Origin of the sequence: Candidatus Poriferisodalis sp., assembly GCF_965208925.1 — a bacterium.
Taxonomy (GTDB): Bacteria; Actinomycetota; Acidimicrobiia; order Acidimicrobiales; family Poriferisodalaceae; genus Poriferisodalis.
The window spans coordinates 2,085,948-2,097,017 of record NZ_OZ242364.1; the positions used below are offsets into that span (position 1 = coordinate 2,085,948).

The 11,070-nt window shown below is 67.2% G+C and carries 13 protein-coding genes; 12 read left to right on the plus strand and 1 reads right to left on the minus strand.

Going from position 1 to position 11,070, the window contains the following annotated elements:
- Positions 1-2 precede the first annotated feature (2 nt).
- The 12 genes from ACOGI5_RS09260 (at position 3) to ACOGI5_RS09315 (ending at position 10,715) form a co-directional block, all read left to right on the plus strand.
- Positions 3-293, plus strand: a complete 291-nt coding sequence (locus tag ACOGI5_RS09260) for an acyl carrier protein (protein WP_419864133.1) — start codon at positions 3-5, stop codon at positions 291-293.
- A 1-nt stretch (position 294) separates the two neighbouring features.
- Complete coding sequence (gene rnc, locus ACOGI5_RS09265) at positions 295-1,137, plus strand: ribonuclease III (RefSeq protein WP_419864134.1); 843 nt, start codon at positions 295-297, stop codon at positions 1,135-1,137.
- The gene (locus ACOGI5_RS09270) at positions 1,130-1,963 is read left to right on the plus strand and encodes a DNA-formamidopyrimidine glycosylase family protein (RefSeq protein ID WP_419864135.1); all 834 of its coding nucleotides are present in this window, start codon (positions 1,130-1,132) and stop codon (positions 1,961-1,963) included. The genes rnc and ACOGI5_RS09270 overlap by 8 nt, the downstream gene beginning before the upstream one ends.
- Before the next feature lie 27 nt (positions 1,964-1,990).
- Complete coding sequence (locus ACOGI5_RS09275; protein ID WP_419864136.1) at positions 1,991-5,146, plus strand: chromosome segregation SMC family protein; 3,156 nt, start codon at positions 1,991-1,993, stop codon at positions 5,144-5,146.
- A gap of 11 nt (positions 5,147-5,157) precedes the next feature.
- Positions 5,158-6,270: a signal recognition particle-docking protein FtsY gene (gene ftsY, locus ACOGI5_RS09280; RefSeq protein ID WP_419864137.1), complete on the plus strand. Its 1,113-nt coding sequence runs from the start codon at positions 5,158-5,160 to the stop codon at positions 6,268-6,270.
- Positions 6,271-6,321: 51 nt separating this feature from the next.
- Entirely contained in the window at positions 6,322-7,821 is a 1,500-nt protein-coding gene (ffh, locus tag ACOGI5_RS09285; protein ID WP_419864138.1) for a signal recognition particle protein, read from the plus strand.
- A gap of 69 nt (positions 7,822-7,890) precedes the next feature.
- Entirely contained in the window at positions 7,891-8,361 is a 471-nt protein-coding gene (gene rpsP / locus ACOGI5_RS09290; RefSeq protein WP_419864139.1) for a 30S ribosomal protein S16, read from the plus strand.
- Entirely contained in the window at positions 8,358-8,630 is a 273-nt protein-coding gene (locus ACOGI5_RS09295; protein ID WP_419864140.1) for a KH domain-containing protein, read from the plus strand. Before rpsP ends, ACOGI5_RS09295 begins: the two co-directional genes overlap by 4 nt.
- An 87-nt stretch (positions 8,631-8,717) precedes the next feature.
- A complete protein-coding gene (rimM, locus tag ACOGI5_RS09300) occupies positions 8,718-9,176 on the plus strand; it encodes a ribosome maturation factor RimM (protein ID WP_419864141.1) in 459 nt (152 codons plus the stop codon).
- 16 nt (positions 9,177-9,192) lie between these two features.
- Complete coding sequence (gene trmD / locus ACOGI5_RS09305) at positions 9,193-9,936, plus strand: tRNA (guanosine(37)-N1)-methyltransferase TrmD (RefSeq protein WP_419865466.1); 744 nt, start codon at positions 9,193-9,195, stop codon at positions 9,934-9,936.
- Between the two features lie 51 nt (positions 9,937-9,987).
- Positions 9,988-10,332, plus strand: a complete 345-nt coding sequence (gene rplS, locus ACOGI5_RS09310; protein WP_419553838.1) for a 50S ribosomal protein L19 — start codon at positions 9,988-9,990, stop codon at positions 10,330-10,332.
- A 38-nt stretch (positions 10,333-10,370) separates the two neighbouring features.
- Entirely contained in the window at positions 10,371-10,715 is a 345-nt protein-coding gene (locus ACOGI5_RS09315; RefSeq protein ID WP_419864142.1) for a YraN family protein, read from the plus strand.
- A gap of 13 nt (positions 10,716-10,728) precedes the next feature.
- On the opposite strand, the gene ACOGI5_RS09320 is transcribed toward ACOGI5_RS09315, so the two are convergent.
- Positions 10,729-10,947, minus strand: coding sequence for a hypothetical protein (locus ACOGI5_RS09320; RefSeq protein ID WP_419864143.1), 219 nt, complete (start codon positions 10,945-10,947; stop codon positions 10,729-10,731).
- Positions 10,948-11,070: the final 123 nt, after the last annotated feature.

An 11,070-nucleotide genomic window follows, 5' to 3' on the forward strand; every position in this document is an offset into this window, starting at 1 on the left:
CCATGCCCGCCGAAACCCATGTGCGCCAGAGTCCCCCGGAGCGTGAGGAGGTCTTCGATCTCATCCGCGACCAGCTCGCCGACATCTTGGAGCTGGAACCGTCTCAGGTCGCCGAGTCGTCCTCGTTTGTGGACGACCTCGGTGCCGATTCGCTGGCACTGATCGAATTGGTCGAGGCGCTGGAAGAGGAGTTGTCGGACCGCACGGTGGGCTTTCGTATCGAAGACGAGGACCTCGAAGACCTCAAGACCGTGCGCGATGCCATCGATTACGTGATGGAGCGCGTCGGCTGACGTGGAGACCGCTGTCGCCGAACTGGCCGAGCACGACAGCTTTGAGAGGCGTGTCGGATATCACTTCGCCGACGCCCATCTGCTGACCGAGGCGCTGTCGCACCGGAGCTGGTGCCATGAGCGCAACGCTGAACAGCCGATGGGCTCGCAGGTGGCCTCCAACGAACGCTTGGAGTTCCTCGGAGATGCTGTGCTCGGTCTCTGTGTCTGCCAGCTCGCAGTGACGCGCTGGCCCGATCTCGGACCAGGCGACCTGAGCGCGGTGCGATCCGCTGTAGTGAACGCCGGCGCGTTGGCCGAGGCCGCTCGACGCTGCGAGCTGGGGCCGGCGCTGCTGCTCGGCAAGGGCGAGGCTGCGACCGGCGGTGCTGACAAGGAGTCGATCCTGGCCGATGGGCTCGAAGCGGTGCTGGGCGCGGTGTTCCTCGACGGCGGCCTCGCTGCCGCTCGAGATGTCGTCGAGCGGCTGCTGGGCGAGCGTCTCGCCGAAGTAGCGAGCGAGCCGGGCACCCGCGAAGCAAAAAACCGTCTGCAAGAACTCGTGGCGCGGCAATTCGGTACCGAGCCCATCTACGACGTGTCGAGCTCAGGACCTGCCCACCGCCCTCGATTCGTTGCCGCGGCGCGTATTTCCGATGAGGTCTGGGGGCGCGGTGAGGGCTCCACCAAGCGCGCTGCCGAACGGCGCGCGGCTCAAGCTGCATGCACGCGGCTCGCGGAGGCTGAGCCGAAGGGCGAAGCCGTGGCCCGAGCGGCCCGTGAGCCCGATTCCAATGAAGATTGGGAGCAAGAGCGGGAAACTGACGAACTATCTACTGATGCGGAGGAACCTGCTCATGGCTGAGCTGCCAGAGATCGAGATCGCCAAGCGCGATCTGGACAAAGAAGTCGCGACCCCGCGCAAGATCAAGTCGGTCGATGTGCCCGGCACCAAGAAGGCGCTGCCAGCCATGCGCTCTAAGCAGCAGTTCGCCGACTTGCTGGTTGACAAGAGGATCACGTCAGTGTCCCGCCAGGGCACGCTGATGCTCTTTCATCTCGACACAGAGGAGATCATGGTCGCGAACCTCGGCGCGACGGGTTCGTTCAGGCGGGCAACCTCACGCATGCCGCAGGATCCCGATACGAAGGTCGTGATGACGTTCACGAAGGGCGGGCAGCTGCGCCTGCTCGACTCAGGTGATGAGGCGACGCTGCGCGTGCTGTCGTGGTCCCGCTACGACAAGATCTACCCGGAGCAGGTCGATCTCGGCTTCGACCCGGTTGACATGCCGATGCCCTGGACTGACTTCGCGCTCATGCTGCGCGGCCGTTCTGACTCCATCCGCGATCTGCTGCTGGACCAGACTTTCGTGGTGGGGCTCGGACCGATGTACTCCGATGAGGTACTGCATGCGGCACGGCTCTCCCATGCGCGCGTTGCCAGCGAGCTGAACACCCAAGAAGTGCGGCGGCTCTACCGCGCCATCGTCGAAACCATTCACAACTCCATCAAGTACCGGGGTTCGGGCACCAGCGGCCATCTCGACATCTTCGGCAAGTCAGGGGGGTTCGATCCCTACCTCGAGGTATTCGGGCGGGCGGGCGAGCGATGTCGCAACGGCCGGGGCGATGTCCTCACGACGGTCATCCGGGGTGTGACGCACCACTACTGCGATTATCAGGTGTAGACGCCAACCTTCACAATTTGAGCTGCCGTGTTCCTTCGCTCCCTGACACTGTCCGGTTTCAAGTCGTTCGCGGACAGGGCCACGCTCACCTTCGAACCCGGCGTCACCGTGGTGGTGGGCCCCAACGGCAGCGGCAAGTCGAACGTCGTCGACGCAATCGCGTGGGTGCTCGGTGCGCAGGGACCGCGCGCATTGCGAGGTCAGCGGATGGACGACGTTGTCTTCGCGGGCACTGAGAGCCGCACGGCGCTGGGCCGAGCACAGGTCACCCTGGTCGTCGACAACGAGTCGCGGATGCTGCCCACGCAGACTGCAGAAGTAGCCATCACTCGCACGCTGTTCAGATCGGGCGAATCCGAATACGCACTCAACGGGACACCCTGCCGGCTGCTCGATCTGCAGGAACTGCTCAACGATGCCGGCGTCGGCCGCCAGCAGCACATCATCGTGGCCCAAGGCCAGATCACCCAGGTCCTGGCAGCCCGCCCCGAAGAACGGCGGGCGCTGATCGAGGAAGCGGCCGGTGTGCTGAAGTTCCGTCGCCGCAAGGAACGCGCTGAGCGGCGGCTGGAGGGCACCGAGGCAAATGTGACCCGCTTGGTCGATCTGCAGCGTGAGCTGCGCCGCCAGCTGCGGCCGCTGGAGCGGCAGGCCACCGCTGCCCGCCGACACCAGGAGATCAGCGCAGAACTGGCTGAGCTTCAGCTCTACAACGCGGGTCGTGAGCTGGCCGCGCATCAGGGAGCACAGAGCGCGTCCGACGCTCGGCGGGCCGAGTTGGCAGCCCAGCAGGAAGCGGCGGCGGCATCGATCTCCGACATCGACGGGGCGATCGATGGGGCGCAATCACAGCTCGCACAACTGACTGCCGAGCCAGCTGACCGACTGCCGCGGGTGGTATCGCTGTCGGAGCGAGCCCGCGGCTTGATCGGCCAGACGTATGAGCGAATGCGCTCAGTCGAGCGAGAGCGCAACGCCTTGCTCGATTCCGACGTAGTGGTGACGCTCACCGACGAACACGCACGTGTCTCGGCCGAGCTGGCCGAGATCGACGCAGCCCCCGCGCAGGCCGCGCTTTCGGGGGAACCGCCGGATGAGGCGGACTCGGAGTCCTATGACGATGCAGCCGCCGATGCAGCCGAGGAGGCCCGTGACGAGGCCGAGGCGCGTCTGGTCGCCGCCGCCGCGGTGCTGTCACAGGCCGATGAGCATCAGCGAAGCGCGGCGGAGGAGCTGCAGCACTGGATCGGGCGGTTCGAAGCATTGGCGTCTGCTGTCGCCGCTGCACGCACCGATTCCGGCATCGCTGCGCTGGACGGCGTGGCCGGAGTTGTCGGCGTGCTCGGCGATCTGGTGACGATCGATGACGGTTGGGAGGCCGCTGCTGAGGCTGCGGCGGACGGAGCACTGTCGGCGCTGGTCGTTCGCGATGACAGCGCAGCTGCCGCGGCGCTTGCAGCGCTTGCAGACGGCGATATGAACGGCTCGGTGATCTCGCTCGACCAGCTGCCATCCGCTCACGAACCGAATCGCCAGGCAGCAGACGGCGAGTTCGTGCGGCCACATGTTCGAGCGGCCGCCGATGCTCCGGACTGGTGCCGCAACGAGCTCGCGAGGTTGCTGGACGCAGTTGTCGGTGCAGCGATCTGTGTTCCAGGTGATTGGTCCAGCGCGTACGACCGCGCGCTGGCCGAGCGCGACGCAGTCTTCGTGACGGCGAGCGGCGACCGGTTCGGGCCTCGACGCTGGCGAATCGGCAGCTCGGGGCCGGCCGCGGCCACCGCGGCGCTCGATCACGCACGCGGACGGATTGACACGCTGACCCGCGATCATCGTCAGGCGGCCGCCGCTTGGGCCTCAGCACAGCAGGCGCACGGAGCTGCACTCGATGCGTTCCAGCAGGCCCAGAGCACAGCGGAGACGCTGCGACGCAGTGTCGCCACTGCCGCTGCCCGGCAGGCCGCGCAGGCTCAGGCCGCCCACGACCGGGCCACCGCGCAGCAGCAGCGCCGGTCGGCGCTAGCCGAGCGACTCCAGGCCATTTCGCAGCGTCTCGCAGGTCACGAGAGCTCTCATGCAGACGCGTCCGTTCGGCTGGACAGGGCCGACGTCATCGTGGCGGGATTGGATCGTCTGGCGCTGCTGCTCTCGCAGCACCGTCAGCGCCTCGATGCCGAGGCGCGGCACCTGGGTTCTCGCCACGAGGCCCGCACCGAGCTGGTGCGGCAGCTCACGGAACGCCTCGATGCACTCCGTCACGAGCGTGACGCTGCGGCCGCCCGCCAGGAGCAGTTGCGCACTGAGCTCGCGGCGCTCGACGTGGCAGATGCAGAACGGCGCACCAAGCGGGACGCCCTGATCTCGGCGCTGCGAGCGGACTTCCACGCAGACCCCGCGACGGCGCTCGCCGCATCGCCGCCTGCGCTGCCCGATGGCGTCACCGCCGCGGCGCACGAACGGGCGCTGCGTGCGGATCTGAACCGCCTCGGCCCGGTGAACCCGCTGGCGCTGTCGGAGTACGAGGAAGCTTCGGAGCGCTTCGAATTCGTGGCCACCCAGCTTGCGGATGTGCGCAACAGCCGCAGGGAGCTGCACAAGGTCATCCGTGCCATCGACGCAGAGATCGTCGCCACGTTCGCGGACGCATTCGAAGACGTCGCCCGGAACTTTGCCGAGCTGTTCAGCACGCTGTTCCCAGGCGGCACGGGCCGGCTCTCGCTGACCGATCCAGAAGAGCTCCTCACGTGCGGCGTGGAACTCGATGTTCGGCCGGCCGGCAAGCGCATCGGACGCTTGTCGCTGTTGTCAGGCGGCGAGCGCTCGCTGGTGGCGCTGGCCTACCTCTTCGCTGTCTTCCGCAGCCGGCCGTCGCCGTTCTACGTCCTCGATGAAGTCGAAGCAGCGCTCGACGACGTCAATCTGCAGCGCTTCCTGGATCTCGTGGCAGAGTTCCGGCGGGAATCGCAGTTGATCATCGTGAGCCACCAACGTCGCACGATGGAGTCGGCTGACGTCCTGTACGGCGTGTCCATGCCGCCCGGCGGCTCGAGCGTGGTCGTTTCGGAGCGGCCTTCCCAAGCTGCGGCACTCATCGCCGCTGGCGGCTCACCCGGTCCCGAAGAGCCCTTGGCGGAACAGCCCCCCTCCGAACACAGCAGGGAGCCCGCGACGGCGCCTCGGTAGCCTGCCGACCAGTGAGCACCACGACAGTTCTCATCGTCATTGTCATCTTTGTCGTGGCGACGGTGCTCCTCTGCTCCCTTCCGTTCGTTCATCGCGCAAGCCAGCGGCGCTCGAAACCGGCATCACCGCATGCGCCTGTTGCCGTAGCGCCGGCGACTGATGGGCCGGTCGCGGCGCAGGTGCCGTCCGGGGCCACCTTCAGCTCTGGGCTGGCCTCATCGCGCCGCACGCTGCGTGATCGGTTGGCGTCCATCAACCGAAGGCGACCCGACGAGGCCACGTGGGAGAGCCTGGAAGAGGCCCTGCTCGGCGCCGATGTCGGCGTGGCGACCACGATGACCGCCCTGGAACGCCTGCGGGGCACCGCCGCCGATCAGGGCATCGTCGATGCGGACGAACTGGTGCATGCGCTGGCCGACCAGATGCGCGCAGCGCTTGATGCGGATCGCGCGCTGCACGCGACTGCTCCAGGCCGGGAGGGCGCCACGCCTGTATGGCTGTTCGTGGGAGTCAACGGTGTGGGCAAGACCACCACGATCGGCAAGGTCGGCGCCCGGCTCTCGGCGGACGGTCAGCTTGTGGTGATGGCAGCCGCCGATACCTTCCGCGCAGCCGCTGCCTCGCAGCTGCAGACATGGGCTGATCGATGCGGGGCCGAGCTGATCTCGGGCAGCTCCGGGGCAGATCCCAGCTCGGTCGTGCATGATGCTGTCAGTGCGGCGGCGGCCCGCGGTGCCGACGTGGTCCTTGCTGACACTGCCGGCAGGCTGCAGAACCGCAAGAATCTGATGGACGAGCTCGCGAAAGTCCGACGGGTCGCTGATCGTGAACCGGGCGCGGTTGCCGAGACGCTGCTCGTCATCGACGCCACGACTGGCCAGAACGGCTTGAGCCAAGCTCGGGCCTTCGCCGAGGCCACCGATGTCACGGGCGTGGTGCTCACCAAGCTGGACGGCTCGGCCAAAGGCGGCATTGTCTTCGCCATCGAGGCCGAACTGGGCCTGCCGGTGAAGCTCGTGGGACTGGGTGAGGGCCCCGACGATCTCGTCGACTTCGATGCCGACAGCTACGTCAATGCGCTGCTCGGCGTCGATGCCGACGACCCAGGCCTGAGCGGCCCGTGAGCCCGATCGCATGAGCATGAGGAACAAGAGCGGAATGAGCGGGGATGAGTGATGTTCGACACGCTGACTGACCGCCTGTCCGGAACCCTGCGGGGCTTGCGGGATCGCGGACGCATGCGCCCCGCCGACGTCGACGAGGCACTGGCCGAGATCCGGTTGGCATTGCTCGAAGCTGACGTCAATGTTGCGGTCGTGCGCCGCTTCGTGGAGCGGGTCCGCGAGCGCAGCGTCGGCGGCGAGGTCACCGGCAGCCTCACACCCGGCCAGCAGGTCACCAAGATCGTCAATGACGAGCTCATCGACATCCTGGGCACCAGCCCGCTGAACGTCCAGTTCGCGTCGAAGCCTCCCACGGTGGTGCTGCTGGCCGGACTCCAAGGCTCCGGCAAGACGACTGCTGCAGCCAAGTTGGCCCAGTGGTGCAAGTCTCAAGGTCGCAATCCCTTGCTGGTGGGCGCCGACCTGCAGCGCCCTGCGGCTGTCGAGCAGCTGCGGACGCTTGCCCGCAGCATCGATGTGGAGGTATGGAGCGCAGCGGGCGAGGCGGGCGACGCAGGCGACCCAGTTGCCTGCGCAGCAGGCGGACTCGCCCATGCACGGCAAGCCGGACGCGATGTGCTCATCGTGGACACGGCCGGCCGGCTGGCGGTCGATGCTGAGCTGATGACCGAGGTGGCCCGCATCTCCGACGCCGTCGAGCCCCACTACACCTTCCTCGTCGTCGACGCCATGGTGGGCCAAGACGCCGTCGCGACCGCTGAGGCCTTCCACGCAACGCTCGAAGTGGACGGGATCATCCTGACCAAGCTCGACGGTGACGCTCGCGGCGGCGCAGCCCTGTCGGTTGCCGAGGTCGTCGGCCGCCCGGTGGCGTTCGCGTCGGTCGGGGAGAAGATCGACGACTTCGAGCAGTTCCATCCGGACCGCATGGCGGGCCGGATTCTCGGCATGGGCGACGTGATGACGCTCATCGAGAAGGCGGAGCGCGTATACGAAGCCGAAGAGGCAGAAGCAGCCGCTCAGCGCCTCGTCGAAGGCACGTTCACGCTTGACGACTTCGTCGACCAGCTTCGCCAGCTCCGCAAGATGGGCAACCTGCAGAGCATCGTCTCGATGATGCCGGGCATCTCTGATCAGGTTCGCAATACTGAGATCGACGACGACCGCATTGCCACTGCCGAGGCCATCGTGCTGTCGATGACGCCGGCGGAGCGTGTGTCGCCGGAGATCATCGACGCCTCCCGACGGGCCCGCATTGCCGTCGGCAGCGGTACGTCATCGGCCCAGGTCAGCAACCTGCTCAAGCAGTTCGCGCAGATGCGCAAGATGATGGGCGGCATGATGGGTCTGGGTTCGAAACGCCGTCCGGCTGCCCGCAAGGCCGCCCGCAAGCGCTCGAAGGGCTCCGGCCGCGCGGCGGGCGGCTCACGTACCGGCGGGGGAGGCAGGGCCACGCCCAAGGGAGCGTCCCGGACGGGCAAGCCGGCAGGCAAACCGTCGGTTGCCGACATCGACTGGGATGCGCTCGACCTGAAGCTGCCCGGCCGCTGAGCGCTGCGGGGGTTACGAACTGGCACCCCGTTAGGCTCAGCTGTCGGCATTCACCTCACCGGGAGCAACATGGCCGTTCGTCTGCGCCTCAAGCGCACCGGCAAGAAGAAGCAGCCCAGCTATCGCGTTGTGGCTGTCGACAGTCGCAAGCCACGCGATGGCCGCGTGCTGGAGATCATCGGCACCTACGACCCCCGACAGGAGCCCTCTGCGATCTCGATCGTCAACGAGCGTGCAGTCCATTGGCTCAGCCACGGGGCTCAGCCCAGCGACACCGTCTCCAAGCTGCTGACGATCTCCGGCGCTTGGGACGAATTCCGCTCGCAGGGCTCTTCGGGACCCGCAGACGGCGATGCTGAGGCTGCGCAAGCTGCACCGTCCGAGCCCGCTCCCGCACCCACGCCCGATCTGGTGCTCGACACCGCTGAGCCCAGCGGAGACGATGCAACAGCGGCTTCCGCTGAACTGCCTGCCGGCGAGCCGGCGCCCCAGAACGGGGCATCTGAGCCGAAATCACCTGAACCTGGGGAGGCCCAGTGAGCGACGGTCACGCCGGCGCGGACACCGAGACCACCGCTGCGGAAGAGGTCTTGCTGTACCTGATCGCCCAGCTTGTCGAGCATCCCGACCAGGTGGAAGTGGAGATCGCTGAGTCAGGCTCGAAGCTGAGCCTGACGGCGACGGTGAGCTCGGATGACATCGGCCGGGTCATCGGCAAGCGAGGTCGCGTCGCGAATGCCATCCGAACGCTGGTGCGCGCCGCAGCCCATCGCGATGGCGTCCAGGTCGAAGTCGACTTCCGGGACTGAGTCCCGTCCAGAGGCGAAGCCGTGGCCCGAGCGGCCCGTGAGCCCGTATCTCATCGAAACCGGGAACAAGAGCGGAAACCGGCAGGCTTGCTGGAGATCGCAACTGTCGGGCGCGCGCACGGTGTGCGCGGCGATGTCGTGATGCACCCCGTCACCAACCGGCTGGAGCGATTCGACGTCGGCTCGAGACTCGTCATCGCGGCCGGAGAGCGAGCGGTGTCCCGCGCCCGCTTCGACGGCAATCGATGGCTCGTCAGCTTTGAGGGCATCGATGATCGTGACGCTGCGGCAGCGCTGACCGGAACGAAGGTGTTCGCTGAGCCGTTGGACGACCCCGACGAGCTGTGGGTGCATGAGTTGTGCGGCAGCTCGCTCATCGATCAGCACGGATGCGACGCTGGCGTGATCACGACTGTCGTGGCGAATCCGGCGGCGGACCTGCTCGAACTCGACACAGGGCATCTGGTGCCGCTGACATTCGTGGTGCGCATCGAACCCGGCGCCGTCCACGTGGAGGTGCCCGATGGGCTCTTCGAGCTCGGGTAGCGACGCAGGGGCGGGACTGCGCATCGACCTGTTCTCCATCTTTCCTGCCGAGCTCGATGCCATGTGCGATCTGAGCATTCTCGGGCGGGCCCGTGAGCGTGGCGCGCTCGACATCCGCTGCTGGGATCTGCGGCTGGCGACCACCGATGCCCATCGCACGGTCGACGACGCCCCGTTCGGAGGCGGGCCGGGCATGATCCTGATGCCCGAGCCAGTCTTCGCTGCTGTCGAGACGGTGGTGCCGCCACGCCCGCTGCTGCTGCTCGACGCCGGAGGCCGGCGGTTCGATCAGGCGATGGCGGCTGAGCTGGCGGCCTCAAGCGGCTTCAGCCTGCTGTGCGGCCGCTATGAAGGCGTGGACGAGCGCATCCGCACCGATCTGGTCGACGGTTCGGTGTCGGTTGGCGACGTTGTGCTGGCCGGCGGCGAGTTTGCCGCCATGGTCGTCGTGGAGGCCGTCGGGAGGCTCGTGCCCGGTGTACTGGGCAACGAGGCTTCCAGCGCGGATGAGAGCTTTGCGACCGGGCTGCTGGAGCATCCGCAGTGGACGCGCCCTGCATCGTTCCGCGGACTCGACGCGCCCGACGTGCTGCGCAGCGGCGACCACGCCCGTGTCAGTCGATGGCGTCAGGCGATGGCGCTGGTCCGCACTGCTGAAGAGCGACCCGATCTGCTTGCAGCACGAGGCGTGAGCGGAGCGGACCGGGAGCTCCTCGCAGAATTCGGCCTCGAACTCTCGTTGCGGCAATTCGCAGACTGACCACTAGCCTGCGGTGTTCGTCGTCACGCCGATCACGGGAGTCGGATCGCCATGGGCAGCACCGATCTTGTCGACCAGGCTCGTCTCCGAGACGATCATCCCGACTTCGGCCCCGGTGACACGGTGCGCGTCCATGTGCGCGTTGTCGAGGGCAACCGGCAGCGCACCCAGGTGTTCGAGGGCTACGTGATCGCACGGCACTCGTCGGGCATCAGCGAGACCTTCACTGTTCGCAAGCTCAGCTTCGGCGTCGGGGTCGAGCGGACCTTCCCGCTGCATGCTCCCACCATTGCGAAGATCGAGCGTGTCGCGGTGGGCGATGTGCGCCGAGCGAAGCTGTACTACCTGCGCGACCGCGTCGGCAAGGCAGCACGTATTCCCGAGAAGCGCTTCTAGCGGCACGCGATCGGTCGCAGGCCAGACGCGGGGCGTGCGTGACCGCCCGGCGTCAAGCACTCGGCAGGTACGGCGAAGGTCTCGTCGAGCGCTGGTATGCCGAGCGCGGTTACCGCGTGCTCGAGCGCAATTGGCGATGCCCGCTCGGGGAGCTGGACCTGGTGGTGACCGACGGAATCCACTTGGTGATCTGCGAAGTGAAGACGCGCTCCACTGATCGCTTCGGCACGGGCTTCGAGGCGATCACAGCGCGCAAGCAGCAGCAGGTCCGGCGTCTCGCAGCGCACTACGCGCGCCAGCGGGGCGGCTGGAGCGGTCCGATTCGCTGTGACGCAGCGTCCGTGATGGGCCGCAAGGTAGAAGTGCTCGCCGGAGCCTTCTGAGGAGCGGCGCCATTCACCCGACCGGCCGTCGTCGTTCGCGCGCCTGCCAGCAACCCCAGTGCCAGTGACGCCGCAGATCGGGAGCATCGATGGGCACTGCGACCACATGGCCGGTACCGGCTTCGATGGAGTGCGCGCAGCCGCCGCACACGTAGCGCTTGACCGCTTCGAAGGGTTGCATTCGGCGCACCTCGAAGCCGGGCACCGGCTCCAGCTGGCGCATCGGCGCCATCAGGCCAGCACCGCCCACAGCACCAGGCCCAGTGCGACCAGCGACGCGACAGCAACGAGCACGTAGTCGAGCCGGGTGGTGCTGTGCTTGCGATACGGGTCGTACCCCACTGATGCAGTATCG

Excerpts from the sequence above, each read along its gene's own strand:
- rpsP (WP_419864139.1), top strand. The coding sequence starts at position 7,891 with ATGGCCGTTCGTCTGCGCCTCAAGCGCACCGGCAAGAAGAAGCAGCCC.
- ACOGI5_RS09260 (WP_419864133.1), top strand. The coding sequence starts at position 3 with ATGCCCGCCGAAACCCATGTGCGCCAGAGTCCCCCGGAGCGTGAGGAG.
- ACOGI5_RS09320 (WP_419864143.1), bottom strand. The coding sequence starts at position 10,947 with ATGGCGCCGATGCGCCAGCTGGAGCCGGTGCCCGGCTTCGAGGTGCGC.
- rplS (WP_419553838.1), top strand. The coding sequence starts at position 9,988 with ATGGGCAGCACCGATCTTGTCGACCAGGCTCGTCTCCGAGACGATCAT.
- ffh (WP_419864138.1), top strand. The coding sequence starts at position 6,322 with ATGTTCGACACGCTGACTGACCGCCTGTCCGGAACCCTGCGGGGCTTG.
- ACOGI5_RS09270 (WP_419864135.1), top strand. The coding sequence starts at position 1,130 with ATGGCTGAGCTGCCAGAGATCGAGATCGCCAAGCGCGATCTGGACAAA.